The organism is Gordonia sp. KTR9 (genome assembly GCF_000143885.2).
In the GTDB taxonomy this organism is placed as follows: Bacteria; Actinomycetota; Actinomycetes; order Mycobacteriales; family Mycobacteriaceae; genus Gordonia.
Genome location: NC_018581.1, coordinates 2,908,413 through 2,934,524, shown reverse-complemented (window position 1 = coordinate 2,934,524; position 26,112 = coordinate 2,908,413). Strand labels below are relative to the sequence as shown.

The 26,112-nt window shown below is 65.0% G+C and carries 26 protein-coding genes and 1 pseudogene; 18 read left to right on the top strand and 9 right to left on the bottom strand.

What is annotated here, in order from left to right; all coding sequences use genetic code 11:
• Positions 1 to 65: 65 nt before the first annotated feature.
• The 3 genes from KTR9_RS14065 to KTR9_RS14055 all read right to left on the bottom strand — a co-directional run bounded on the left by KTR9_RS14065 (position 66) and on the right by KTR9_RS14055 (position 2,191).
• Entirely contained in the window at positions 66 to 506 is a 441-nt protein-coding gene (locus KTR9_RS14065; RefSeq protein WP_014926914.1) for an SRPBCC family protein, read from the bottom strand.
• A 145-nt stretch (positions 507 to 651) separates the two neighbouring features.
• Complete coding sequence (locus KTR9_RS14060; protein WP_014926913.1) at positions 652 to 1,131, bottom strand: DoxX family protein; 480 nt, start codon at positions 1,129 to 1,131, stop codon at positions 652 to 654.
• A 160-nt stretch (positions 1,132 to 1,291) separates the two neighbouring features.
• Positions 1,292 to 2,191: a GntR family transcriptional regulator gene (locus tag KTR9_RS14055; protein ID WP_014926912.1), complete on the bottom strand. Its 900-nt coding sequence runs from the start codon at positions 2,189 to 2,191 to the stop codon at positions 1,292 to 1,294.
• A gap of 155 nt (positions 2,192 to 2,346) precedes the next feature.
• Here KTR9_RS14055 and KTR9_RS14050 point away from each other — a divergent pair, with 155 nt between their 5' ends.
• The 6 genes from KTR9_RS14050 (at position 2,347) to KTR9_RS14025 (ending at position 9,266) form a co-directional block, all read left to right on the top strand.
• Positions 2,347 to 3,612 (top strand): RuBisCO large subunit C-terminal-like domain-containing protein, encoded by a 1,266-nt coding sequence (locus tag KTR9_RS14050; protein ID WP_014926911.1) that lies wholly within the window; start codon positions 2,347 to 2,349, stop codon positions 3,610 to 3,612.
• Position 3,613: 1 nt separating this feature from the next.
• Positions 3,614 to 4,909 carry a four-carbon acid sugar kinase family protein gene (locus tag KTR9_RS14045; RefSeq protein WP_014926910.1) on the top strand — a complete coding sequence of 432 codons (1,296 nt, stop codon included), beginning with the start codon at positions 3,614 to 3,616 and terminating at the stop codon, positions 4,907 to 4,909.
• A gap of 36 nt (positions 4,910 to 4,945) precedes the next feature.
• Positions 4,946 to 5,989 carry a zinc-dependent alcohol dehydrogenase gene (locus KTR9_RS14040; protein WP_014926909.1) on the top strand — a complete coding sequence of 348 codons (1,044 nt, stop codon included), beginning with the start codon at positions 4,946 to 4,948 and terminating at the stop codon, positions 5,987 to 5,989.
• A gap of 75 nt (positions 5,990 to 6,064) precedes the next feature.
• The gene (locus KTR9_RS14035; protein WP_014926908.1) at positions 6,065 to 7,102 is read left to right on the top strand and encodes a 2-keto-3-deoxygluconate permease; all 1,038 of its coding nucleotides are present in this window, start codon (positions 6,065 to 6,067) and stop codon (positions 7,100 to 7,102) included.
• 145 nt (positions 7,103 to 7,247) lie between these two features.
• On the top strand, positions 7,248 to 8,672 hold the full coding sequence (gene pyk / locus KTR9_RS14030; RefSeq protein ID WP_044506729.1) for a pyruvate kinase: 1,425 nt from the start codon (positions 7,248 to 7,250) through the stop codon (positions 8,670 to 8,672).
• 195 nt (positions 8,673 to 8,867) lie between these two features.
• A complete protein-coding gene (locus KTR9_RS14025) occupies positions 8,868 to 9,266 on the top strand; it encodes a hypothetical protein (protein WP_148281193.1) in 399 nt (132 codons plus the stop codon).
• A gap of 198 nt (positions 9,267 to 9,464) precedes the next feature.
• On the opposite strand, the gene KTR9_RS14020 is transcribed toward KTR9_RS14025, so the two are convergent.
• Together KTR9_RS14020 and KTR9_RS14015 are read right to left on the bottom strand one after the other, a co-directional pair.
• Complete coding sequence (locus tag KTR9_RS14020) at positions 9,465 to 9,995, bottom strand: hypothetical protein (RefSeq protein ID WP_044506727.1); 531 nt, start codon at positions 9,993 to 9,995, stop codon at positions 9,465 to 9,467.
• 167 nt (positions 9,996 to 10,162) lie between these two features.
• Positions 10,163 to 10,438, bottom strand: a pseudogene (locus KTR9_RS14015) (hypothetical protein); the annotation flags it as partial.
• 209 nt (positions 10,439 to 10,647) lie between these two features.
• Here KTR9_RS14015 and KTR9_RS14010 point away from each other — a divergent pair.
• Entirely contained in the window at positions 10,648 to 11,103 is a 456-nt protein-coding gene (locus KTR9_RS14010) for an SRPBCC family protein (RefSeq protein ID WP_014926904.1), read from the top strand.
• A 239-nt stretch (positions 11,104 to 11,342) separates the two neighbouring features.
• Positions 11,343 to 12,179, top strand: a complete 837-nt coding sequence (locus tag KTR9_RS14005; RefSeq protein WP_014926903.1) for a DUF4436 family protein — start codon at positions 11,343 to 11,345, stop codon at positions 12,177 to 12,179.
• A 51-nt stretch (positions 12,180 to 12,230) separates the two neighbouring features.
• Here the strand turns inward: KTR9_RS14005 and KTR9_RS14000 are convergent, their stop codons facing one another.
• Complete coding sequence (locus KTR9_RS14000; RefSeq protein WP_044507938.1) at positions 12,231 to 13,058, bottom strand: MerR family transcriptional regulator; 828 nt, start codon at positions 13,056 to 13,058, stop codon at positions 12,231 to 12,233.
• A 148-nt stretch (positions 13,059 to 13,206) separates the two neighbouring features.
• On the opposite strand from KTR9_RS14000, the gene KTR9_RS13995 reads away from it, so the two are divergent.
• From KTR9_RS13995 to sigJ, 4 genes are all read left to right on the top strand, one after another.
• The gene (locus KTR9_RS13995) at positions 13,207 to 13,545 is read left to right on the top strand and encodes a nuclear transport factor 2 family protein (RefSeq protein ID WP_014926901.1); all 339 of its coding nucleotides are present in this window, start codon (positions 13,207 to 13,209) and stop codon (positions 13,543 to 13,545) included.
• Positions 13,542 to 14,387: an oxidoreductase gene (locus KTR9_RS13990; RefSeq protein ID WP_014926900.1), complete on the top strand. Its 846-nt coding sequence runs from the start codon at positions 13,542 to 13,544 to the stop codon at positions 14,385 to 14,387. The genes KTR9_RS13995 and KTR9_RS13990 overlap by 4 nt, the downstream gene beginning before the upstream one ends.
• Positions 14,388 to 14,513: 126 nt before the next feature.
• Positions 14,514 to 15,728, top strand: coding sequence for an NAD(P)/FAD-dependent oxidoreductase (locus tag KTR9_RS13985; RefSeq protein ID WP_014926899.1), 1,215 nt, complete (start codon positions 14,514 to 14,516; stop codon positions 15,726 to 15,728).
• Between the two features lie 29 nt (positions 15,729 to 15,757).
• Complete coding sequence (gene sigJ, locus KTR9_RS13980; protein ID WP_044506723.1) at positions 15,758 to 16,663, top strand: RNA polymerase sigma factor SigJ; 906 nt, start codon at positions 15,758 to 15,760, stop codon at positions 16,661 to 16,663.
• Positions 16,664 to 16,732: 69 nt separating this feature from the next.
• Here the strand turns inward: sigJ and KTR9_RS13975 are convergent, their stop codons facing one another.
• The 3 genes from KTR9_RS13975 to KTR9_RS13965 all read right to left on the bottom strand — a co-directional run bounded on the left by KTR9_RS13975 (position 16,733) and on the right by KTR9_RS13965 (position 19,190).
• Positions 16,733 to 17,416 carry a type 1 glutamine amidotransferase domain-containing protein gene (locus tag KTR9_RS13975; RefSeq protein ID WP_014926897.1) on the bottom strand — a complete coding sequence of 228 codons (684 nt, stop codon included), beginning with the start codon at positions 17,414 to 17,416 and terminating at the stop codon, positions 16,733 to 16,735.
• A gap of 94 nt (positions 17,417 to 17,510) precedes the next feature.
• Entirely contained in the window at positions 17,511 to 18,479 is a 969-nt protein-coding gene (locus KTR9_RS13970) for an alpha/beta hydrolase (RefSeq protein ID WP_014926896.1), read from the bottom strand.
• Positions 18,480 to 18,599: 120 nt separating this feature from the next.
• Positions 18,600 to 19,190, bottom strand: coding sequence for a TetR/AcrR family transcriptional regulator (locus KTR9_RS13965; RefSeq protein ID WP_014926895.1), 591 nt, complete (start codon positions 19,188 to 19,190; stop codon positions 18,600 to 18,602).
• Positions 19,191 to 19,371: 181 nt separating this feature from the next.
• Here KTR9_RS13965 and KTR9_RS13960 point away from each other — a divergent pair, with 181 nt between their 5' ends.
• From KTR9_RS13960 to KTR9_RS13935, 6 genes are all read left to right on the top strand, one after another.
• The gene (locus KTR9_RS13960) at positions 19,372 to 20,298 is read left to right on the top strand and encodes an acetoacetate decarboxylase family protein (protein WP_014926894.1); all 927 of its coding nucleotides are present in this window, start codon (positions 19,372 to 19,374) and stop codon (positions 20,296 to 20,298) included.
• An 8-nt stretch (positions 20,299 to 20,306) separates the two neighbouring features.
• On the top strand, positions 20,307 to 21,875 hold the full coding sequence (locus tag KTR9_RS13955) for a succinic semialdehyde dehydrogenase (protein ID WP_014926893.1): 1,569 nt from the start codon (positions 20,307 to 20,309) through the stop codon (positions 21,873 to 21,875).
• 46 nt (positions 21,876 to 21,921) lie between these two features.
• The gene (locus KTR9_RS13950; RefSeq protein WP_014926892.1) at positions 21,922 to 22,854 is read left to right on the top strand and encodes an NAD-dependent epimerase/dehydratase family protein; all 933 of its coding nucleotides are present in this window, start codon (positions 21,922 to 21,924) and stop codon (positions 22,852 to 22,854) included.
• Positions 22,855 to 23,175: 321 nt separating this feature from the next.
• Positions 23,176 to 23,730: a hypothetical protein gene (locus KTR9_RS13945; protein WP_014926891.1), complete on the top strand. Its 555-nt coding sequence runs from the start codon at positions 23,176 to 23,178 to the stop codon at positions 23,728 to 23,730.
• A gap of 273 nt (positions 23,731 to 24,003) precedes the next feature.
• Positions 24,004 to 24,360: a hypothetical protein gene (locus tag KTR9_RS13940; RefSeq protein WP_443134905.1), complete on the top strand. Its 357-nt coding sequence runs from the start codon at positions 24,004 to 24,006 to the stop codon at positions 24,358 to 24,360.
• A gap of 673 nt (positions 24,361 to 25,033) precedes the next feature.
• A complete protein-coding gene (locus tag KTR9_RS13935; protein WP_014926889.1) occupies positions 25,034 to 25,969 on the top strand; it encodes a helix-turn-helix domain-containing protein in 936 nt (311 codons plus the stop codon).
• The last annotated feature ends 143 nt before the right edge of the window (positions 25,970 to 26,112 follow it).

Here is a 26,112-nt window from a genome sequence, read left to right as displayed (position 1 = left end):
AAGTCTGCCAGTCCGATGCCCGCAGCCCGCAGCCCCGGGTCAGGATCGAGACACCGGCGGGTCGGTCAGTCGGCCAGCAGCGAGTCCAGCGTCTCGAACGCCGCGCGCCAGCCGGCGGCGGCGTAGTCGTACTGCTCGTCCGTGAGGTTCCCGCCGGTCTGGCTGAATCGGAGTTCGGTACCGGCATCGACGGCGATGAAGTCCGCGGTGAGGAGTTCGCGCTCGTCACCGGGCTCGTCCGTCATCGTCAGCACGAGCTTGTTCGGTCGCACGACCTCCACGTACTCACCGCGCCAGTGGAATTCGGGCATGTCTTCCGCGACGATCATCGTCGCGGCCCAAGTGCCGCCGGATCGGGCGTCGAGCGCGACCGAATCGACGGGCACCTCGTTTGTGCTGCCGCCGAACCAGGTCGCGAAGAGCGCCGGTGTCGTCCACGCGTCGAACACCGCGTCAGGCGAAGCGCCGAAGGTATAGGTGAGGGTCGCCCCGGTCGCGTCGGTCATCGTGAGCCTGCCTTCTGGTCGTCGATGTCTGTGGACATCGGTCTGCCTCGGTGCGGACGACGTTGTCCACACCGAGGCAGACCCTCACGACTGGCAGAATTCATCGGTGCGCGCTTGGCTCAGGATTCATTGTCCTGCCGGTGTCCTACTGTCGGACCATCGACGTTTCGGGTGGCTCCGAGATCGACTCTGTGTCTGTCTGATTTACGGGGATCGCGTTGCCGCGTAGACGATCGAGAACGGACTGCGCGGTCAGCTTGCCCGGGCCGATGACGACCAGGATCAGAAGCGCCCAGCAGAAGAGCGCCGAGGACTCACCGTCGTTCTGAATCGGCAGCAGCCCGTCGCCCTGGTGCTTCCAGAAGTAGGCCACCGCCATGCTTCCCGCACTGACGAATGCCGCAACCCGGGTTCCGACGCCGGTCATGATGAGCAGTCCGCCGACCACCTGGATCGCGGCGGCCCACCACGACGGCCACGCGCCGAACTCTGCTGTCGAGCCACCGTACGGTTCGATCGGCCACGCGAACAGCGTCGTCGTCCCGTGACAGAAGAAAAGGAAACCGACGACGATGCGGTAGACGCCGATCAGCCACGGACGAGCACTCTCAGTTAAGGCAAGCATTGCCTAACTATTGCACGGTCGTCTCGTCTCACGACTGCTTTAGCGACCCACATCACATGCGCTCGAACCATCAAGTTTCGCTGCGTGTGGTGAGGGGGCTGGGTTCTCTGCCAAAGGTCTTCGTTTCCCCGGTCGTCCTCGTTGCCGCCTGATTCGGCTGCTATGTATCGGTGGCCACGGTGGACCGCTCACCGGTCGGGCCTGGAGCGCTGTCCTCGCTGCCGAGTTCCCTACGTAGTTCCGACACGGTGTTCTGGAGCTCGACGAGGAGCGATCTCGCGGCGTCGAGGTCGACTGCCTTGGTGTCGTGCGTGTCAGCGACCCACGCATCGACGTCGAAGACGGTGTTCTGCCGGTGCCACACCCGAAACCATTCGAGTCCGTAACCGGATTCGTCGCGGGTCACGCCTTCGAGCAACAGCAGTGGATCGCCGGGGGAGACTTTCAGATGGTCTGCCACGACCTCGTCGGCGGCGACCGCTTGTACCTGTCGTGGTCCGCCGACGGGTACGTAACCATGGGCGCGCATGAGCCCGAGCAGGGAGTTGCCCTCGAGCAGCTGCGCGGTGAAGTGCGGAAAGGTGTCGGCGGAGACCCATGTCGTCATGTAGGCAACCGGCAGGTCTCCGAGGTAGCGGAGTCGTTCGATGCGGGTTGTACGGCCGGAACCCAGGGCGGCTCTAGCCGTTTCAGGCGCCAGGGATGTCTCGACGGAGAGCACTCGTGTCACCAGCTGCTGGCCGTGGGATTGGGCTTGCTCGTCGAGGCCGCCGGCCCGTTGGACTCGGCGGCGGAGCGTGGGGGTCGCCGCAACAATGCTTCCGCGACCGCGCGACCGCTGTACCAGGCCCAGTTCGACGAGGGCGCCGAGTGCCTGGCGCACGACGCTCCGTGAGACGCCGAAACGTTGTTGAAGCTCCTGCTCGGTGGGTAGCGCACTCCCGGGGCGCGCGCGCCCACTGGTGATCTCGGCGTGCAGCAGGTCGCGTATCTGCACGTGCAGTGGCCGGGTGTCGTCCCGATCGATGCCGGGACGGTCCGCTTCTGCCTCGTTCTGCACATGCTGATCGTAGAACTTCGTCGTGGACGTCGACGTGATCGGCTTTCCTCCCGTGTTTGACAGTGACTCATGTCACCCGTAAAGTACGTACAAATCATACGTACAAAGTCGTGGCGATGTCGATGGTCACCGCGATCAGAAGAAGGGCCGCATCGATGCGAGACTCGCGAATCATTCGCTGTACCTACTACCTGGAGTCGGAGATCGACCCGAGCGCTGCCGCGGCGTTGCTCGCCGGTGAGCAGTCGAGCGGCACCTTCGTCCCGGTTCCGGGGGAATCCGCGCGGATTCGGGAACGGCACGCCGCCCGGGTTGCGGATGTCCGGGAACTCGGCCGGGTGCGCCCGTCGCTGCCGTCGCGTCACGAGCCGGAGAAGGTCCGGGCGGCGATCGCCACCATCGAGTTCCCCATGGAGAACGTGGGTGTCGACCTGGCCAGCTTGCAGACGGCGATCGCCGGCAACCTGTTCGAGCTGGGAGAGCTGTTCGCGTGCCGCCTGCAGTCCGTCGAGCTTCCGGACGAGTTCGTCGGGGCGCACGCCGGGCCGGCCTTCGGGATCGGGGGGACCAGGAATCTGATCAGCGACGCCTCCCGGGGCGCGCTGATCGGAACCATCGTCAAGCCGAACGTGGGTTTGTCCGAAGACGAGTTCCGGTTGGTCGTCCGCGAGCTGGCATTGGCGTCGATCGATGTCATCAAAGACGACGAGCTGATGACGGATCCGGCGTACCTGCCGTTGGAGCGACGGGTTGCGGTCGCGACTGACGAGATCGCCAAGGCCGAGCAGGTGACCGGCCACCAGGTGATGTACGCGTTCAACATCACCGGCGATCTGTACGGGCTGCGCCGTCGCTATGACACCGTCGTCAACGGCGGAGGCCGATGCGTCATGCTCAACATCCCGATCATGGGTTTACCCGCCCTCGAACTGCTCCGGTCGTTCAGCTCGGTCCCGATCCACGGACACCGGGCCGGATTGGCCGCCTCCATGCGCTACCCCGGGCTGGGTGTGGACTACGCCGTGTGGCAGAAGCTCGCCCGGTTGGCAGGTGCAGATCACCTGCACGTCAGCGGTCTCGGTAGCAAGTTCTACGAGCCCGACGACGAGGTGTCCCGCAATGTCGCGGCACTGCTCACCCCCCTGGGTGACACCATCACTCCGCTGCCGGTGCTGTCCTCCGGGCAGAACGTCTCGACACCGGGACCGACGTTCGACGCGGTTCAGACCACCGATGTGCTCATGCTGGCCGGAGGCGGTGTGGCGGCCCACCCCGACGGGCCCGCGGCCGGCGTGCGCAGCCTTCGCCAGTCCTGGGAGGCAGCGGTCGACGGTGTCACGCTCGAGGAGGCGACACGCTCGTACGCGAGCGACGGGGATCTGCACCTGGCCCACGCGGTCGAGATGTTCGGAGGGCGCTGAGATGGCACGCTTCGCATTCGTCGCCGACGATCTCACCGGCGCCGGTGACGTCCTCGCACAAGCACACGCTCACGGGTTGGACGCCGTTCTCGCCATCGGGGACGCGCCCTTGCCCGCCGACGCCGATGTGGTCGGAATCGCCGGGCCGGCCCGCTCGCTGGGTGGAGCCGCATTCGACCGGCAGGTCCGCGGCGACCTGTCGCGAATCTCCGAGGTCGACGCCGAGGTCGTCCTCTACAAGGTGTGTTCGACGTTCGACAGCGCACCCACTCTGGGCAGTATCGGACGTGGAATCGAACTGCTCCACGAACGATTCCCCGGCCACGGGCCGGTGCCCGTGGTGCCGGCTCAACCCGGTTTCGGACGGTTCACCGCCTTCAGCCAGCATTTCGCGGCGTTCGGCGACCAGATCTACCGACTCGACCGCCATCCGGTCATGGCCACACATCCGTCGACCCCGATGTCGGACGCTGATCTGCGGAACCTGTTGTCCCACCAGTTCGGCGACCACCGCGTTCCGGAAGCGCTGCACCTGCCTGCCTACGGTGATGGATCCTTCGATGCATCGTGGAAAGCGTTGCGCAGCAACGAGAACTCCCCGGCGTTCGTCGTCGACGCGGTGAGCGATGCGCAGCTCGACGCCGTTGCCTCGGCGCTGCGTCGTGATTCGTCGCGGGGCGAGCCGGCACTGGTCGTCGGTTCCGGCGGCATCATGACCGCACTCGCGAAGTCGGCCGGGGCCGGCGGGGTCGGTGCCGGCACCGATCGCGCCGGTGGGCCGGTCCTGGTGGTGAGCGCGTCCGCCTCGAGTGTCACCGCGCGCCAGCTCGACGACGCACGGCAGCACGGTTGGGACGAGATCCCGGTACCTGCACGGTTGCTGCATGAGCGTGATGACGAGCTGACCAGAACGCTCGTCGCCGACGTGTCGAACGCGCTGGGTGCCGGCCGAAACGTCATGGTGCACACCACGCTTGGTGCCGGCGATCCACGGTACTCGACCACCAGAACGGTATCGGCCCAACATGTGGGCACCGTGCTGGGCGAACTCGCGGCGACGATGGCCACACAGAGTCTGACCTCCGACATCGTGGTGTTCGGCGGCGATACCTCCAGCCACGCCCTGGCTGCGATGGACGTTCGTTATCTGCGCGTCGCTCGGCAGTTCGTCACCGCCGGCCCCATCTGTACCGCCGACGACGATTCCTCGGTTGCAGGCTGTCGACTGCTCCTCAAGGGCGGGCAGGTCGGTCCCGTCGACATCCTGCGCCGCTTCGCCGCACCCACTTCAGCGTGACCACCTTCCCGTAGCTGTGAGAAAGAGATCCAACCCATGAGAGCAGTACTGAAGACCGCGGCCGAGCGCGGAGTCGAATACGTCACCGACGCACCCGATCCGAAAGCGACCGACGGTCACGTGGTGATCGAGGTGGCCGCCGCGTCACTGTGCGGCACCGACCGCGAACTCTATGAGTGGACACCCTCGGCGCAGGCGTTCAACCTGTCACTTCCGGTTGTCCTGGGGCATGAAGGTGCCGGCACCGTGGTCGAGGTCGGACCCGGGGTCACCGACCTCGAGGTCGGCGACCGTGTCGCACTCGAGAGCCACCTCATCTGCGGCCGGTGCTATGCCTGCCGAACAGGCGACGCCCACACGTGCGAACGAACCCGCATCATCGGAATGCACATCGACGGCTTGTTCGCCGAGTACATGAACGTTCCGCAGGACATTTGCGTGAAACTCCCCGAGGGCCTGTCCTTCGAGTCCGGTGCACTGCTGGAAGCAGCAGGAGTCGCGGTCCACGCAGTTCAGCGCGCGAACTACTCCGTGGCGGGTCGTGCGGTCCTCGTCAGCGGCGCAGGGCCGGTGGGACTGGTCGTGGCCTACCTGGCCCAGCTCATGGGTGCCGCGTACGTCGTCGCGGTCGAGCCCAATCCCTACCGTCGCGCTCAAGCCGAGAAACTCGGCGTCATCGCCATGGCGCCTGACGACGACCCTGTGCAGAGATGTCTCGAACTGACCGGCGCACGAGGGGGATTCGACGTCGCGTTCGAGTGCTCCGGCGCCCCGGTCGCACTCGGCACCCTGTTCGAGGCACTACGCCGCGAAGCGACCGTCATCACCGTGGGCCACCCGAGCCGGCCCGTCGACATCGACATCGCACAGTTCATCAACAAGAAGGGCATCACCCTGCGCGGCATCTTCGGCCGCCGGCTCTGGGAGACCTGGGAGCAGAGCCTGCTGCTCTTGGACTCCGGCCGGCTCGACCTGGACTGGCTCGTCACACACCGCAAGAAGCTCAGCGATGTCGACAAAGCCATCGATCTGCTGACCGGCGACGCATGCAAGGTGCTGCTCGTCCCAGGAATGGGCTGACGCCCAGCCGTACCCGCCACCGCCTCACACCTCGAGATCGGTCCCCAACTTCGTTCCACCCCTTCAGGAGTCACCATGTCCGTACCCATCAGAAGTGCCATCGAACGTGTTCCCGGCGGAATGATGCTCGTGCCGCTGCTCATCGGCGCTCTCATCCATACCTTCGCCCCCGACGCCGGAGACTTCTTCGGCTCGTTCACCGGCGCGTTCTTCACCGGCCTGGCGCCCTTGCTGGCAGTGTTCTTCTTCTGTCTCGGCGCGACACTCGAAGTCCGTTCCACCCCATATATTCTCAAGAAGGGCGGCGTGCTTCTCGGTACGAAGGTCGTCTTCGCGATCATCGTGGGTGTCATTGCCGGACGCATCCTCGGCGAAGCCCCGGTCGCCAGTGGCATTTTCGCGGGCCTGTCGGTGCTGGCCATCGTCGCCGCCCTCAACGACACGAACGGCGGCCTCTACATCTCCCTGATGGCCCAGTTCGGACGAAAGAAGGACGCCGGGGCCTACTCCCTGATGTCGCTCGAGTCGGGCCCGTTCCTCACCATGGTCACGCTGGGCATCGCCGGCCTGGCCGCGTTCCCCTGGCAGGCACTCGTCGGCGCGATCCTGCCGCTCGCGCTCGGCATGCTGGTCGGCAACCTCGATCCACGGATGCGTGAACTGTTCGCCCCATTGGTGCCGGCGATGGTGCCTTTCCTCGGGCTCGCACTGGGCCTGACCATCAACCTCAATGCCGTACTGCAGGCGGGACTTCTCGGAATCGCCTTGGGTCTGTTCGTCTCCCTCGGCGGCGGCCTCGTCCTGATGACCGCCGACCGACTGACCGGCGGAGACGGAGTGGCCGGTCTTGCTGCTGCCACCACGGCAGGGAACGCCGCGCTGGTGCCGGCGATCATCGCGGAAGCCAATCCCGCCTACGAAGCAGCGGCCGAACAGGCCACGGTACTGGTTGCAGCATCGGTCGTCGTCACCGCAATCGTGTGCCCGATCATCACCTCTGCATGGGCCAAGCGCGTCAAGAAGCGGCGGGCCGGAACAGACGACGAGACCGATGTCCCCGACGCAGAAGATGTCCCACGAGCCCGCGAAACGCACGGTAGCGCAACCGCATAACGGCGACCGAAGAGTCTGAGGAAGAATGATTCTCACCGTCTCGGCACTCGATCGGGTGCCGAGACGGTGTCGTCGCGCGGACGTCGTGTCACAACCATGCGCAGTGATGATCTGCGCAACAACACCTTCGAGTAAGAAAGCCGGAATGCATCGCCGAACCAAGATTGTTTGCACGCTGGGCCCGGCCACCGCGAGTGATGAGCGTTTGAAAGAGCTTGTCGAGAGCGGTATGGACGTGGCTCGGATGAATTTCAGCCACGGTACGCATGAGGATCATGCGGCCGTTTATGCGCGCGTTCGTAAGGCTTCGGACACCACGGAGAAGGCGGTCGGTGTTCTGGCCGATCTGCAGGGTCCGAAGATCCGTTTGGGCCGTTTCGATGGTTGTGATGGGTCGACGGTGTGGGAGACCGGTGAACAGGTACGTATCACCGTCGAGGATGTCGTGGGCGAGCATGATCGGGTCTCCACGACGTACAAGCAACTCGCCGAGGACGCGAGCCCGGGGGATCGTCTGCTGGTCGATGACGGCAAGGTCGGTCTGGCCGTGTCTGCGGTCGAGGGCAACGATGTGGTGTGCACGGTGACCGAGGGCGGGCCGGTCAGCAACAACAAGGGCCTGTCGCTTCCGGGGATGAGTGTGTCGGTGCCGGCGATGTCGGAGAAGGACATCGCTGATCTGGAGTTCGCGTTGGAGCTCGGGGTCGACATGGTGGCGCTGTCGTTCGTGCGTAGTCCCTCGGACATCGAGTTGGTCCATGAGGTGATGGATCGGGTGGGCCGTCGGGTGCCGGTGATCGCGAAGTTGGAGAAGCCTGAGGCGATCGAGAATCTCGAGGCGATCGTGTTGGCGTTCGATGCGATCATGGTGGCTCGTGGTGATCTGGGGGTGGAGTTGCCGCTGGAGCAGGTGCCGTTGGTGCAGAAGCGGGCGATTCAGATGGCTCGGGAGAATGCCAAGCCGGTGATCGTGGCGACGCAGATGCTCGATTCGATGATCGAGAACTCGCGTCCGACGCGGGCGGAGGCCTCGGATGTGGCCAACGCTGTTCTCGATGGTGCGGATGCGGTGATGTTGTCGGGGGAGACCTCGGTGGGTAAGTATCCGTTGGAGACGGTTCGGACGATGGACCGGATTTGTCGTGCGGTCGAGGGTGGTCCTCGTGATGTGCCGCCGTTGTCGCATGTGCCGCGCACCAAGCGGGGTGTGATCTCGTATGCGGCGCGTGACATCGGTGAGCGCCTGGAGGTGAAGGCGTTGGTGGCGTTCACCCAGTCCGGGGATACTGTGCGGCGGTTGGCTCGGTTGCATTCGCGTCTTCCGTTGTTGGCGTTCACGCCGACGCAGGCGGTGCGTAGTCAGCTCGCGTTGAGTTGGGGTACTGAGACGTTCATCGTCGATCACGTCGACACGACGGACCACATGATCGATCAGGTCGATCATCAGCTGCTCCGCATCGGGCGGCTCAGTGAGGGTGATGTGGTGGTGATCGTCGCCGGTGCTCCGCCCGGCACGGTGGGTTCGACCAACCTCATCCACGTGCACCGGATCGGCGAGCACGACCACTGAACCGTTCGATGACCGTCGGTCGCAGCGATCGTCGTGCATGACTGATCTATCGCCGCTGACCGGCGACACGGACGGGAACGCCGACACGGGTAGTGCGAGAGTTGTGCGAGTATCGGCCGGGTGACCCGAATCAGACGCTGGACGCGGTGTGCGGTCTTGGGGCCCCCGCTGCTTCTGGTGGTCGGGTTCGCGTCCATGGCAGTGCTCAATGAGGTCGCCAATCCGTCGTCGGCGCTGGATGTGACCGCCACCTGGGCGTTGCTGATGACACTCGGTGCGCTGTTCTATCTGCCGGCTCTCGTGGCTGCCGGGCTGGCCGTTTCAGTACTCACCGCCCTGCCGTTGGCCGGAAGAATCATCGCGACCACGGGGTTGCTGTGGACCACCGTGGTGTGGACCGTCGCGGTGGCCGACATCGCACGCATGACATTCGATCCGCAGCCCTACGACGAATTCGCCTGGGTCCCAACCCTTACGGCCGCCGAGCTGCTCGTGTTCACCGCACCGTACGTCGCCATGTCGGTGATCAACGCCATCACGGTCTGGGTGTTGTGGTGGCCAGTCCGCGGCCGGTCGGTCGTCGCGCGGGGCTGAGGTCGAGTCCGCTCGCCGTCGGGCGGTGTCCCCGCACCTGACACCCACCTGCTCGAATACCCTCCGTCAGCCCGGATACTCACCAGGAACAGCTCGCCGTTGACGACGAGACCGATCGGGCCGTCGGCTTGCGCCGGACGCCAGTCATCGGGGTAGGTGTCGGCTTGCATCGGACGAGTCTCCTCTCAGTGGTCGGTCTCACCGGGTAGGCCGGAGGTCGGGGTTGTCTTTCGGTTGCAGGCGTGCGAGATCGCCGACTGACGCGACGACGTTGCTCGAGCGGCTGCGGGTCCACACTGCGCGACCCTCCACGGTGCGTACATCCATGGGCGGCCCGTCTCGAAACGCCGGCCACAGAACCCACAAGTCAGAAATCAGCTCGTCTTGCACGCGTCCCGCCGTCCAGCTGATCGCTTCCGCCTCAGCACAATCTGCGGGGGTCGGTTCGGGCGTCCACACCCAGATTCTTCCGTCGAGGTCGCGGATGTCGAATATGAGTGTGCCGTTGCCGTCGAGGTAAACGTTCCACAGGGCTGACTCGCAATCCCATGTGTAGGACTTCGTACCGGTCTGCATGTGCAGCATGTCGCGCCGCACTGTATCGATGGCGAGCCGCCAATGGGGTGGCAGCACCCCGGGCCCTCCGGTCACCGCGCCATCGAGCCATCGAGTCCAGCGCGCGACTGGCTCAAACCAGTCCTCGAACCACTCGTTCCCGTGCTCGTTCATCACTCGAACGCTAGAGACTCGATGTGCTCAACGCATCGCAATATTTCGCAGCAGGCGTCCGGGCGTAGGCGGCGTCAAGAGTGCTTGGCCGGCCCGTGTAATCGGCCCACCCGCAGACGACGGGAGGGCGCTGTCGGTGATCCGTGGCGGGGCGGGTGACTCTGCTCGATGGTCATTCGCGGCCAGGGCGGTTGCCGCAGGACTGCAGCCGATCCCAGCGTGGCCGCGACGAGGCCGGTGATCACTCCGATGAGTGCCACTCGACCGCTGTCGACGGCCGGGGTCCAGGTCGTGACGCCGCCGGTCACCGTATAGGCGCCGACGGCGACCGGCCGGCCGCGGAACCCGCGGCGCGACACCGGGATCATCGTGGTCTGCTCATCGATCGTGATCGGGTCGTCGAAATACGTGCCGCGACCGGCGGCGGGCTCGCTGACCGACATCAGGTCTCCTCGAGTTCGGTGCGGGGGATCGGGTGCCACCAGTATCGGATGCCGAGACCTCGAACGGGCGGAAATGCCATCCCCGGCGGGGGAGCGCACCACCCGCGTGATGCGAGGCGCCGGCTGGGCCGAGAAGTCAGCGCGCGATACAGCTTGCTCTGCGACGATGGTCTGATGCTGCATCACATCCTCGGCGAGCTGGACCCCTCATGAACCACCTAGCTTCACCCACGTGGCTGAAGTCGGCTCTGCGCGTTCGCAGTACATGGCGTCGCGGGATGCCGACGGCCGAACTTCGGATGAACCTGGCCCCAGAGGCGGTGTGGGCAACGCTCGTCGATGTGCGGGACTGGCCGCGATGGGGTCCCACCGTCTCGGGTGCGCAGGTGGAAGGTGCCGGCGGGTTGACGCTCGGGACCAGGGGGACCGTCACGACGATCGCCGGAGTTCCGCTGCCGTTCGAGATCACCGAGTTCGTGGAACATCGATCCTGGGCGTGGAAGGTCGCAGGAGTGAACGCGACCCGTCACGAGGTGATCGCGGTGCCGGGTGGCTGCGTCCTCAGTTTCGGTGCGCCGGTGTGGGCGATCGGGTATCTGCCGGTGCTGGCTGTTGCCTTGCCACGCATCGAACGGATCGCCGCTGAGAAACTGAACAAACCGTGACATGAATCGACAGGGGGCACGGGTGATGGTTCGCGGCAGAATCGGCCCAGCGGAATCGCTCATTTCATCATCGTTCGCGGGATACTGGTCAGCGAGAGTGCGCCATGACGCTCACAGGTGCGTCGTTGGGCCGTTCCGATGACGAGAACCTCTCTTACTCAGCATGATCACCGATACACTCACGTCCAGCCGGCGCCTGCTCTTGGCCGCCGAACGGTGGTGACGACGGAGGCCGGCGTATGGCGGAGAGCGGTAGACGATCGGGTTGGGTCAAGGGTCTGGCGATTGTCGTCGGAGTAGTGATTCTGTATGTCGCGGTGCTGGTGGCGTACGCAGCAGGCGGTGCCGGTGGCGACCCGGATACGAACGAACCCGCTGCCAACGAGGTTCTGGTCTATCTGGACATCGACTCGGTCGATGGTGCGGCGTTCGAGGTCGGGGGCAACGTCTCGGTCTATGCCGGCAGCGATCTGCTCGACGAGCGCGGAGAGCTCAGGGAAGATCTGACCATCGATGTCTCACCGAGAGTCTCGGCCGCTGAATTGCAGTTCCCCGCTGGTACCCGCCCGGGCGCCCTGCCGGTGACCTTGTACAGCAACGGCGACATCCGACACTGGCCGTTCGACAGCTATGTGTCCGACTCCGTGACAGTTCAGGCCTTCGGGCCGAACGACGTGGAGTTGCCGACGGACGTCGTGCTCACCGATTCGCTCATCGGCTGGAACATCGAAGCCGGAGACACGCCCTCCTCCGGCGGAAAGGCCTTCACGATCTCCTCGTCGAGAACGGCCGGATCGTTGACCTTCGATCTCGCGTTGTGCGTGATGCTGGTTGTCCTGCCGATCTGCACGCTGTTCGTCTCGATCCAAACGGTTCGCCGTCGCAAGGCATTTCAGCCCCCGATGGTCACCTGGTTCGCGGTGATGCTGTTCGCTGTGCTGCCGTTGCGCAACATCTTTCCCGGTACGCCCCCATTCGGGTCGTGGGTCGATTACTCCGTGGTGCTGTGGGTCCTCGGCGGTCTCGTCGCATCGCTGGCGCTGTACGTGATCGCCTGGTGGAAGCAGGCTCCCTGATCGGACCCGGCGGCCGGACCGCGAGTTGTGGGACCGCGGGTCCTGCTGCTGTCAGTCGGGCGGTGGAGTGGTGCTGAAGATCGGCCAGTAGATCTCGGTCGCGGTGATCGATGTCGGGTCTGACGGTGTGCCGCCGACGTAATGTTCGCGGATCGGCCCCGGGCCGCTGATCAGATGCTCGTTCACGTAGACCCCCAGGGCCCCGTAGCTGCGGTCGATGCCCTCATGGCCACCGGAGTGGGTGAGCACCGCGAATTCGGCCCGGGGCAAGACCTCGGCACGGATGCCCTCTGGGGGAGTCGCGGACTCCGGTGCGGGTACGAAGAGGGTTGCCTCACCTCGTGATTCGACGAACAGCGCTCGATCGTAGAGGCCGCCCGGCACGATTGCGGACGTGGCGCCTCCCACCGTGGCGACGGCGTTCCGCAACGTACTCAGCGTCGCCGCGAACCACCCGTCGAGTTCGGAGACCTCGAGGGTGGCACCAATGGACCATACGGCGAGCGCGGGTTCATGCCGGACCGCCACCACGGTGGGGGTGTGCACAGGAGAAAGTAGTTCGCGCAGTGCGCCGACGGTGTCACGAGTCTGCTGCAGCTGGACCTCCATCTGCTCGAGATGAGTTGCGATGATCTCGGTGCGAGCCGCTGCGTCGTCGGTGCTCAGTAGCGCCTTGATGTCGGGTATGGACATTCCGAGAGATCGGAACCGGCGGATGATATGCGCATGATCGACCTGGCTGGTGTCGTAGAACCGGTAGCCCGTGCGGGAATCGATGTGGGTCGGTTGGAGAATGCCGATGTCGTGGTAATGCCTCAGGGCCTTCCGGCTCAGGCTCGTCATCACTGCGAAGTCGCCGATCGAAACCTGTGCGCCCATCGCGTCCTCCTGTGATCCGTCGCGCGTGTTACCACTCGAGGGCATCCTGCAGTCTGCCCCTGGGGGAAGGTCAACATGTCGGTGCAGTCCGACGAACTGCGGCGTTCACAGTTGACTTTCCCGTAGGGGGAAACTCCATCGTTGGGTCATGACCACAGAATGGGATGCTCTCCCGGACACCATAAAGACGTTCATGACCGCGCTCGACGCCCGAGAGGACGACCGTGCGTCCGCCGCGTTCGCCGCCGATGCCGTCGTGACCGACGACGGCCGCGACTACCGGGGCCGGGATGAGATCGAAGCATGGCTGGCCGACTCGGTCAGCGAGTACACCTATACGTCCGAGTTCACCGGCGCAACCACGACCGCTGGGATCGTCGACGTCGGGCAGCGCCTGCAGGGTGACTTCCCGGGCGGCGTCGTCGACCTGCACTACCGCTTCACGTTGCGCGACGCGCTGATCAGCCGGTTGGTGATCGAGCCATGACGCGGCGTTGGTTCATCACCGGGGGCACACCCGGTGGGTTCGGGGTTGCGTTCGCCGAAGCGGCACTCGAGGCGGGGGGCCGCGTTGTGCTCACGTCCCGGCGTCCGCACGAGTTGGTGACGTGGGCCGAGCAGTTCGGAGACCGCGTGCTCGTCGTACCGCTCGATGTCACCGATCCCGCGCAGGTGCAGCGAGCGGTGGGTGCAGCCGAGGAGCACTTCGGCGGTATCGACGTGCTGATCAACAGCGCCGGCCGCGGCTGGTTCGGATCGATCGAGGGTATGGACGAATCGTCGATGCGGGCGATGTTCGAGCTGAACTTCTTCGCAGTGCTCTCCGTGACGCGCGCCGTACTGCCGGCCATGCGTGCCCGCGGCGACGGATGGATCGTCAACGTGAGCTCGGTGGCGGGGCTTGTCGCGGCGACCGGCTTCGGCTACTACAGCGCGACGAAGTTCGCCATCGAAGCCGTCACCGAGGCGCTCCGCGAGGAGGTCGTGGCGCAGGGGATCTCGGTGCTGGCAGTCGAACCAGGAGCATTCCGCACGAACGCCTACGCCGGCTTCGCCGACGAGCCGGTGTCGGAGCCGATTCCGGAGTACCACGAGATGCTCGAGCAGATCCGCGCAGCGTTCGTGGACATGGACGGTAGACAACCCGGCGACCCGCGACGCGGCGCCCGTGCGGTGATCGCTGCCATCGACCAGGACCAGCCTCCCCGCCGGTTGATTCTGGGTAGTGACGGTTTTGATGCCGTGACCGACACGCTGGAAGCGGCGTTGACAGACATCCGAGCCAACGAGGACCTCTCCAGGGACGCGGACTTCCCCGAAGATGTGTAACCCGTCAGCGCGTGGTCGCCGCGCGTCCGACTCAGTGCGGTCCGCGATGTCGCGTAGCTGTCACATTCGCGACACCGTCGGTGTCTCGAGGATGACCACCTCGAACACCCGACGGAAGGCAGGACCATGAACACCACCGACATCATCGGATTCGACGACACGAACGCCAACGGGCATCGGACGCACGTTGTCGTCCTCGGCGCGGGCTACGCCGGCGCGATGGCGGCCAACCGGCTCCGGCGGAATCCCGCTGTCGACGTCACGGTCGTGAATCCGCAGCCGTTCTTCGTGCAGCGCATACGGTTACATCAGTTCGTATCGGGTACCGGTGATCCGAAGGTCGGTTTCGACGACGTGCTGGCCGACGACGTGCGCGTCCTCGTCGACACCGCCGTGCGCATCGACGTGCGCGGGCGCCGGGTGCAGCTCGCCTCGGGGGCTTGTCTCGACTACGACTACCTGATCTATGCGATCGGGACCCGCCGTCGCACTCCGGAGATCCCGGGAGCGGCGGACCATGCCCTGTCCATCGCCGATTGGACGGGCGCACAACGGATACGGGAACGCGTCGAGGGCCTCGCGGCGAATGACATGATCACGGTCGTCGGCGGGGGACTCACCGGAGTCGAGTTAGCTGCCGAACTCGCCGAGACCGGACACGATGTCCGGCTGGTCGGCGGCGGGGGGATCGCGACCTCGGTGAGCGCCCGGGCCCGGCGCGCCACGCGGACGCAACTGAACCGACTGGGTGTCGACGTCGTGGACCGGGGACGCGCCGTCGAGGTGGGGGAGCGGACCGTCAGCGTCGAGATCGACGGCCAACGGATGGTCTTGTCGAGCGCGGCAACGATTCTCGCCACGGGTTTCGAGGCTCCCGAGTTGGCCGCCGACAGCGGTCTGGTCGTCGACGAGATCGGCCGGTTGCGCACCGATGCGACCCTGGTTGCCGTCGGTGACGACCGGATCGTCGGCGCCGGGGATGCGGTTGCGGTCGAGGGCATGAGATTGCGGATGAGTTGCCAGGCCGCCGAGCCGCTCGGTGCTCAGGCTGCCGATGCCGTCCTCGCGAAGATCGGCGGTGAGCAGCCGAACGCTGCCGACCAGGGTTTTGTCGCGCAGTGCGCCAGCGTCGGTCGCCACGCCGCCACCCTGCAGTTCACGCACCGCGACGATTCGCCTGCGCGAGCGGTCGTGACCGGTCGCGTTGCGGCCTGGGCGAAGGAGCTGGTGTGTCGCGGAACGGTGGAGAACATCCGGCGTGAGGCCGCTCGGCCCGGTAGGTTCAGCTGGTTCGGTGGGGCGAAGGTGACGTCAACCGAACCCGAACCGGTCGCGCGCTGACCGGCAGGACGATGAGGAGCGGAGTGAACATGCCCGTCAGCGAGTCCGACCGTCGTGCAATGTGTTTTGCCGAGCTTCGGCCGCTGCTGTTCACCGTCGCCTACGAGATCGTCGGGTCCGCGGCCGACGCGGACGACGTCCTGCAGGAGAGCTACCTGAGGTGGGCCCGGGTCGACGACGACGATGTCGTCGACCCGAAGGCCTACCTCGCCAAGATCGTCACGCGCCAGGCGCTCAACGCCCTGAGGTCCCGGTCGCGGCGGCGGGAGGAGTATGTCGGACCGTGGCTCCCGGAGCCGATCCTGCTCGATGACCGCGATCTGGCCGACGACGTCGTACTTGCCGAGTCGGTGTCCACGGCGATGCTGGTGGTGCTCGAATCCCTGAACCCCGACGAGCGTGCGGTATTCGTCCTGCGTGAGGTCTTCGGCTTCTCCCACAACGAGATCGGGACGATGGTCTCGAAGTCCGCTGCCGCAGTTCGCCAGATCGCGCACCGCGCACGGGCGCATGTCGAGTCGCGCCGGCCGCGTTTCGAACAGGTCGATGCGCAGCGCGCCGGCGCGGTCGTGGCGGAGTTCCTGGCCGCCGCCCAGTCTGGGGAGATCGAGCCTCTCATGGCGATGCTCGCCCCCGATGTGGTGTTCACCGCCGACAGCGACGGCAAGGCCACCGCGGTCAAACGACCCGTTCAAGGCGCGCTGCCGGTGGCGCGCCTGCTCGCCGGGTTCGCGCGGCTCGGGACCACTGTCGACGATTACCGGGTTGAGGCGGCCGTATTCAACCACGAGCCGGGAATGCTCGTGTACTTCGATGCAAAACTCCAGGGTGCGTTCACATTCCACATCGTCGACGGCGTGATCGAACACGTCTACGCGATGCGCAATCCCGACAAGCTCGGCGGGGTCGAGCAGCCGCGGACACTTGCACGGTGACACGGTGGACCCGGTGGTGGCCGAGAGCCATGGCAGTGCGTGGCAGGGTCAGCACAGTGGGCGCCGATGTCAGAGGAGGGCAGCCACCTTCTTTGCGGTTTCTTTGGCGGAACCTGGATTCTGGCCGGTGACGAGGGTGCCGTCGACGACGGCGTAGGAGACGAACGGGAGCTTGGCCTTCTCGTAGAGAGCACCACGCTCCTTGGCAGCCTCTTCGGCGTTGTACGGGACAAGCTTGTCGACTCGCGCCAGTTTCTCTTCCTGCCAGGCGAATCCGGTCATCTTCTTGCCGGCGATCAGGTACGAGCCGTCGGATAGTCGAGTGTTGAGCAGGCCGCAGTAACCGTGGCAGACCGAGGAGACGATGCCGCCGCGCTCGTAGATCTCGCGGGTGATGCGTTGCAGGCCAGGGCTGTCGGGGAAGTCGTACATGACCGCGTGGCCACCGGTGAAGAAGATCGCATCGTAATCGGCGGAGTTGATGTCGTCGGGGTGCTTGGTGTTCTCCAGGAGCGCCATCTTGGCTGGGTTGGCGCGCCAGGCCTTGGCAGTCTTGTCGTAGTTGGGGAACTTCAGGGCGCGAGGCTCCAGCGGTACGGCGCCACCCTGCGGGCTCACCAGGGTTTGTTCGAAGCCGTGCTCTTCGAAGACATGCCAGGCGTGGGTGAGTTCGGAGAGCCACAGGCCGGTCGGGTGTTCGGGGTCATCGTAGTGACCGACGTTGGTGACGACGTTCAGGATTCGTGTGGGCATGCGTGCCCTTCCTTCGATTCGTGGTGGTGGCAGGTCGGCGACGCCCTTCCAGGCAGCGGATCTCTTCCGAGCCGGGTCATCTCCGCGACCGTGGCTACTGCAAAGCGGTCCTCAGGGCATCGATCGCGAGATGTCGCGCGACGTTTGCGCCCTTGGTGTTTCGCAGACTGTCGAGGAGTAGGAAGTCGTGGACCATGCCGGCGATCCTGACCGACGTGACGTCGACTCCGGCTTCGCGCAGCTTGTTGGCGTACTGCTCACCCTCGTCGCGAAGGACGTCGGCCTCGTCGGTGATCACCAGTGTCGGTGGAAGTCCTGTGAGGTCCTCGAGCGAGGCCTGCAGGGGAGAGGCGTATTTTTCGGCACGTTGTGCCGGGTCGGTGGTGTAGGCGTCCCAGAACCATTGCATGCCATCGCGGGTCAGGTAGTATCCCTCGGCGAACTGGAGGTAGGACGGGGTATCGAATCCGGCGTCGGTGACGGGATAAAGCAGCACCTGGGCTTTGAGGTCGATGCCGCCGCGGTCTTTGTTCATCATTGCGAACACCGCAGACATGCACCCGCCGACCGATTCGCCGGTGACCGCGATCCGGGAGGTGTCCAGGCCGTGTTCGGCGCCGTGCTCGAGCACCCACTGGCCCACGGCGTAGTTCTGCTCGACCTGGGTGGGGTAGCCCTTCTCCGGAGCCCGGTCATAGACCGGGAACACCCCGGCCGCCCCGGCACCGACCGTGAGTTCGCGGAACAAGCGGTCGTGGGTGTGTTCGTCACCGAATACCCATCCCGCTCCGTGGATGTAGAACACCACCGGCAGCGGACCGGCGGCTCCCGTGGGGCGAATGATGCGGGTGCGGACGGTTCCCCACTCGCCGGCGTCGACGTCGACCCATTCCTCGTCGACTTCCGGGCGCTCGACGTCCTCACCACTTTGCAAGTCGGAGAGAATCTTTCGGCCCTCTTCCGGCGCAACCTCATAGATCCGGGGATGCGGGTCGGTCTGTTCGCACAACTGCTTCGCCTCGGGTTCGAGAACGGGGTCTATCGGGGGTGGCAGCTCGGTCACAATCGTCTCCTCCGTGTGCTGGGCACTTCGAGAGTCGGACACGCTCAAATGTATGCAGCGCTTACATGGAGGCTAACGCCGATGTCCGGGAGAGTCAATGAGTCGTGCACAGGGGAGGGGTCAGCGCTGGTCGGTTCCTGGCTGGGCCGCGAGAACGGCGATGAGGGACGAGCGCACCTGGGCGACGGTGTCGTCGATCGAAGGGCTGGCGAGCTTACGGTCCAGATAAAGGCAGGCCATGCCGTGCACCAAGCCCCAGCCGCCGAGGGCGAGGTCGATCGGGTCGGAATCGGGAAAGACGCCGGTGATGGCTGCCGCCAGCAGCTCGTGTACCGCCGCTGCGGCGGCGACACGCTCGTCGCTCTCGTGATCGCATTCGTTGCCGAACATCAGTCGAAACAGCGCGGGGCGGCGCAGTGCGAATTCGACATAGGCAGCACCGAGGTCGGCAAGTTGTTCCACAGTGTCCGGGAGGTCGCGATCGCGGGACAGATCTGTCTTCAGATCCCGCAATCCCTGAGCTGCCAGGGCGGACTCCAGGGCGTCGCGGTCCGGGAAGTGTCGGTATGGCGCGGTAGCGGAGACGCCGGCCTCGCGGGCGACCGCGCGAATGGAGAATGATTCGCCGCGCTCGAGCATGCGCATCGCTGTCGTGAGCAGCGCGGCACGCAAATCGCCGTGGTGGTAGCTCTTCTTGGTACTCGCGGGCATTGCCGGTCCTCCTTTCATAGTCATTGTGCTCGGGTCTTGATTGTCGTCGTCATGGGGCCGGTGATCCGCTCTGGGGCAGGCCGCCGATGCGGGCGGCTGGGTCTGCGGCCGGACTATGTTGACGCTGCACACATTGCACTCTACCCTGATGTGAGCAATGTACACATTCTAGGGAGTTGCCATGACATCGTCGAAGGCCGGGCCGAACATCGAGGTGGTCGAGGTCGACCTCGGCGGCCGTACCGTCAGCGTGCCGAAGGGCGGGCTGTACGACCGCTACCGGATGAACACCGATCTCGACGAGGTGGCCGGGGACCCGCGCGTGCGGAGTGTCGATTTCTTCCGGGCTCTGCCGAAGACCGAGGTGCAGTCGGCGATCGGGCCGACCCGGACCCCGAACTTCTACTACTCGATGTCTCGGGCACAGATCGTCTATGTCGCTCCGATGAAGGCGCTGCGCTCCCGGCTGCCGGATGAGCTCGATCCGTTGCAGATCGCTCCGGGGCTCGGACTGTTTTCGGTGGTGTTCTTCCGGTACGACGTGTGCGACATCGATTTCTACACCGAGGCCACCGTCGGTATCGCGGTCCGGCCCGCGCGCCACGGCGGCCTGGGAACCGTCGACGCCCTGACGGCGCTGGCCAACGACTCGATGCACGCCTACGTCCTGTCGTTGCCGGTCAACACTGAGATCGCGCAGGTACGTGGTCATGATGGTTACGGCTTTCCGAAGTGGGTCACCGACATCGACGTCGACATAGACCACCGGCGGGTGACCGGACGAGTGGCCAACGACGACGGTGGCACCGACATCGCGCTGACGGTGCCCACCCCGCAACAGAAGACGTTTCCCAGCGGCACCAATGTGTCCACGCTGGTCTCCTACACGCAGCTCGAAGGTGCCTGGCACGCGACACTCAGCCAGACCAACACTCTGTCGGCGGGCAGCAAGCTGCTGCCCAGGGATGTGAACCTCGAGTTGGGGTCGGGCCGTCTGGCCGACGATGTGCGCTCTCTGGCGCCCATCAAGCCGCTGCGACTGGACGTGGCCACCGAGTGCCAGAACGCGCTGCACATTCCCGTCCCGGTGTCCGTCCCCGCGAAATGAGGAGCCCAGTGGTCACCCCAACCATCACCCGTCGCATCGACGCGAACCGACTCGACGCCCTGACCCGGCGGGTGCAGGCAGCCGATCCCGAAGCTGTCCTCGAGGTCACCAACGCCATGACCGGCGGGGTGCTCAGTGCCGTTCCGCATTGCACGCCTGCCGACGTGGTTGCCGCCGCGCACCGCGCCCGCACGGTGCAGAAAGCCTGGGCCGCACGACCGGTCGACGAACGCGCCGCAGTGCTGATGCGTTTCCACGACCTCGTGCTCGCCCGCCAGGACGAGGTCCTCGACCTCATCCAGCTCGAGAACGGCAAAGCGCGGCGCCACGCGTTCGAAGAGATCCTCGACGTGTGCCTGGCGTCCCGTTACTACGCCAACACCGCCGCAAAGTACCTGCGCCCCAAGCGTCGCCGCGGAGTGCAATTGGCGCTGACCAGAGTCTGGGAACTTCATCACCCCAAGGGGCTGGTCGGGATCATCTGTCCGTGGAACTACCCGCTCACCCTGGGCATCAGCGACGCGCTACCCGCGATCGTCGCCGGCAACGCGGTGCTCACCAAACCCGACGTGCAGACCCCGTATGCCGCGCTGTGGGCGGTCGAACTGCTCGAAGAGGCCGGAATGCCGTCCGGCTTGGTGCAGGTGGTCACCGGCAGGGGAGCCGAGCTGGGTACGCCGATCATCGAGAATTCCGATCTCCTCATGTTCACCGGCTCCACCGCCGTCGGCCGCACGGTCGCCGCCCAAGCAGGCGAGAACCTCATCGACTGCTCGATGGAGCTCGGCGGCAAGAACGCGCTGCTCGTGCTCGATGACGCCGACATCGACAAAGCGGTCGCCGGGGCCGTGCGAGCGAGCTTTTCCAATACCGGACAGCTGTGTATCTCCATGGAACGCATCTACATTCCGGATGTCCTGTGGGATGAGTTCACCACCAAGTTCGCCGCGGCGACAACGGCGATGAATCTGTCCGCCGACATCGACTACTCCGGCGACATGGGCTCGCTGGTCTCGCGGAAACAGCTCGACACCGTCGTCAGCCATGTCGAGGACGCCGTCGCCAAGGGGGCGCGCGTGCTCGCCGGCGGTCGAGCACGACCCGACTTAGGGCCGTTCTTCTACGAACCGACCGTCCTCACCGATGTCGACGACACGATGACGGTCTACGACCACGAAACCTTCGGGCCGCTGGTCTCGGTGTACCGCGTTGCCGACGAGGAAGAAGCCATCGCTCAGGCCAACGCCAGCGAGTACGGACTCAACTTCAGTGTCTGGACCTCAGACGAGCAGCGCGGCTACCGCGTGGCAGCCCGGCTGCACGCCGGCACGGTCAACGTCAACGACGCCTACGCCGCGGCCTGGGGATCGATGGACGCCCCGATGGGCGGAATGAAAGCCTCCGGACTCGGCCGCCGCCACGGCGAACACGGCATCGTCAAATACACCGAGTCCCAGACCATCGCCATCGAACGGCTGCTGCCGGTCGGCGCCCCCGACGGTATGAACCCCGCCCGCTACGCCCAGGTGGCGTCGCTGGCGCTGCGCCTACTCAGGCGCGTACCCGGCCTGAAATAGCAAACGTCCACCGCCACAATACAACTCACCGAAGCTGAGGATCCCGATGCACACCGTCCTGGGAGCCAACGGCCAGATCGCCGAAGAGCTCACCCGCTACCTCCACGACAACATCACCCACGACCTGCGGCTCGTCAGCAGAAACCCGAGAAAGGTCCACGACACCGACCAACTCGTCGCCGCCAACTTGTTGGACGCCGACGCCACCGCCGACGCGGTCAAAGGCAGCGACATCGCCTACCTGACCGTCGGGCTGCCCATCGACTCCACACTGTGGGAACAGCAATTCCCGGTCATGATGGCCAACACGATCGCCGCTTGCCAGAAGCACGACACCAAACTCGTCTTCTTCGACAACACCTACATGTACCCGCGCACCTCCACCCCGCAGGTCGAGAACACCGAGTTTTGTCCCGTCGGCCGCAAGGCGACCGTGCGTGCCCGCATCGCCGACATGCTCCTCGAGCAGATGCGCCGCGAGACGATCGAGGCCGTCATCTGTCGGGCACCGGAGTTCTACGGACCCGGCAAAACCCAGAGCCTCACCAACTCCGCGATCTTCGACCGGATCAGGCAGGGCAAACGACCGCTGGTGCCGGTCAGCGCGCACACCAAACGCACGCTGATCTGGACACCGGATGCCAGCTGCGGCATGGGACTGATCGGCAACACCCCCGACGCCTACGGGCACACCTGGCACCTCCCGGTCGACCCACAGCGGCTCACCTATCAGGAAATGGTCGCGATCGCCGACGAGGTGACCGACCGCGACATCAACTACATCACCATCCCGGAGAAACTCTTCGCGCTCGGCGGCCTGCTCAACCAGTCTGTGAAGGAAGCCTCCGAACTGTTGCCACGCTACCGCGACGACAACATCTTCGACTCGACGAAATTCGCCACCCGATTCCCCGACTTCGCGGTCACGACATACCGCCAGGGCATCACTCAACTCCTCACCGAGAAATCAAACAAGTGAACTGGTGAACGTCTGTGCCGACGCCTCGGTCAGGTATACGAATCGTGTACGCCTACAGCCGATGTGGGAACTTCGCAGAAGCGCAGAACGGCGCTCGGTCGGCATCGCCGCGGGCGACGCTTCCTTTAAAGCCATTTGCCGGACATGAGTGCGTTGACGCCGAGCCCGTAGCTGTATGTACTCGGGTCAGCTCGAAGGAACTGCGCACTGAGGGTCGAACGTACCCCGCGAACACCCTTCGCTGGAGTCAGCTCTGAGCGAAGACCGTTGCGATTACCGCGTAAGCGAGTAATCATGTAATCACTAATCAGAGGAGTGATCATGATCAAGCAACAGGGTCGTGGCGGAGGACGTCGCGGCGGGTGGCAGCAGGCCGAACTCCCCGACGCGAGCGACGCCCGGGCGTGGTTCGTCGGTCGCCTGCCCGACGACTGGTTCGACGGCGCCCCCGAGGTAGTCGTCGATCGCGACGAGATCACCGTCGTTGGAACGCTGGCGGCCCCCGATGCCGACGGTGACGGCACAGCGGCCGCCCAGGGTCGAGCGTCGCGGTTCCGTGAGGACACGCGCACGCAGCGAATGGCCATCGCCGACGAGGCGCAGGCACGCTACGGGCGCACGGTGTCGTGGGGTGTGCGGATCAATGATCAGCGAATCATGTTCACGCACTTGGCCGTTCCGGTGATGACGCGTCTTCGACAGTCCGAGCGGCAGGTCCTCGACACACTCGTGGACGCGGGCGTCGCGCGTTCGCGCGCCGACGCGGTGGCGTGGTCGGTCAAGCTGGTAGGTGAACACACCGAGGCCTGGCTCGCCGAACTGCGGCAGGCGATGGACTCCGTGGACACCCTGCGAGCCCAGGGGCCGCAGATCTGAGTCACTGACGGCCCCTTGGGCCTTGCAGTGCAGGACCATAGAGCGCCAGCGGCACATCGCCAGCAGCTGCCCTGGTAGCGGGTCAGTGATGTCGGGGGAGGTGCAGCACGTGGCGCCTCATCGGCACGCCGATGAGGGCCGAGGCGATCACGTCTGCGGTGCCGTCGGTGACGGCGCATTCGGCCGCCAGGCGTACTGGCCTGGTATCCCTGCATATTCCATCACTGCATAATGCGGTTGCAGCGCCGTGCGATTCGCTGCGAGTCTTGTCGTGTGGAAGCTATTGCGTCGAAGGAGAAGAACCAGCCAGCACCGCCGCATTTGGTCTTCGATGACCTTGTCAGCCCGAACAGGCAGCCGTCACGCCCATGGCTGCATCTGTACGACGACGAGGTTGCGCCGACGGTCCTCGAAGCGGCGCGACCCAGGCGGGTGGTGTGGTCGTCGTTGTGGACGAAGCGACCGGATGCTCAAGTGGTCTTCGATCTGAGCGACGGGCGTAGTGGTACCAATCTCCGGTGGACGCTGCTCATCGAGCAGCCTGCACCGGATGATCGCCAACTGCGTCACCTATGCCAACGCATCGGCAACCTGATCAACGCCAACCTGCGTTATACGTACGGCCAGTAGCGTCAGCCACGAGAGTCAGTCGTAGAACGACTGGCTACCGTATCGGTCGGCAGGTAAGGGCAGCGTGGACAGGTGAGTGCATCGGATAACTAGCAGGCAGTTACTTGACATAATGTATCTTATCGGCGAATTGTAGGGACGCGTCGCGGAGCAGACAAGTCGGCTAGATCCTTAGGGTCCTGAGCGACTGTCCAGGGCTCGTTGGATGTTCTCAGGGCTTGTTGGATGTTCTTCCTTGGATGTTCCGGTGACTGTGCAGGTTCCGGACGCATGTCGGTTGTCGTTCGTCGAAGCCGGCTGCGATGGCCGTGTGCGTGTCTGTAGATGCCGTGCCCGCGAACGATGCCAACCCATAGGCTCCGGCCCGCATGGATAGGTTGCTCGGTCTCGCCCACTGGCGTCGTAGTCCGATCTCAAAACGTCACATGTGACGAAAGTCGAGGGACAACCCAGAGGCTCCTGTAGGCGCCAATTACGGAGATCAAGGCCGTCCGTCGTCGCGGTCGGACAAACGCTCTGGTTGTGGGCGCAGGAATGTGTTCTGTGCGTGCACTTCACCCCACGTTTTTCGGCCGAATCGGTAATCTGCGCATACGTCCATTCAGCTGGGTACATGGCCGAACACATGGAGGGATGCTGCTTGACCGTTCTATTCCGCGCTGCGGACATACCCATGTCGGAACGCCACGAGGCCACGCTGGAGGCGATCTCCGGCGCTGCCTGGCCCACCACGGTCACACTTGATGACGGAACCTCGCCGCATGGCGAGGTGTCGGTGACCTCCTTCGGGCGCGCGTCGATACTGCGACTCGAGATGGCCGGGATGCACGCAACCCGCAGCGCCACGCAGATCCGAACCGGCCGCTCCGACCACGTATCGATCGCAGTTCAAGAAAAGGGTCACCACGCCCACGAGCAACACGGCCACCAAGTCGTGGTAGGGCCAGGTCAGTTGTCGCTCAATGATCTCGATTCGCCCTTCACGATGGGCTGGTCGGGTCGAGCAGCCAACCAAGCCCTGTGGATGCCCGTCGACGACCTCGGACTACCCCACCACGTCGTTCTGCAAGGCGGCATGCGCTTGGCGTCAAGTCCCATCCATGACCTGGTCAGCGCGCAGATACTCAACCTGACGGCCGCCGGCGATTCTCTCGCCGAAAGCGCCCACGCCGAACAGATCGGTGAGACGACAATCGACCTCATTCGGGCACTGCTGGCCTCGGCCTACGACGGTGACTACGCTCGGGGTCCCATGGCTGAGGTATTGCTGCCACGGATCCGTGGATACATCGATCAGCATCTCAGCGACCCGTCTCTCTCACCGAACTCCATCGCTCACGCGCACGGAATCTCTGTACGAAAGCTGTTCTCGCTCTACAGCGCAGCTGACATCAGCCTCGAACAATCGATCATCACACGCAGGCTCAGAGGCGCCCACGCCGACCTCGACCGACCCGAAACTCGAAGGCAGTCAATCGCTTCCATCGCCCAACAGTGGGGCTTCAGCAATCCCTCCCACTTCAGTCGCCGGTTTCGTGAAATGTATGGGATGACCCCGATCGCCTGGCGAAACATGGCCGCTCATCAGCGCAAGCCCGTCGATGTCTGAGCGGGCCACCCCGCCCGGCATCGCCGACCGCTTCACGCTGACCGGTACGCACCGCGACCGTCCCGACCTGTCGGTCGAACACTGGGCGTTGGGATTCGACACGTACCTGACGCTTCTGAGCTACGACGGCATCGCCATGGCAT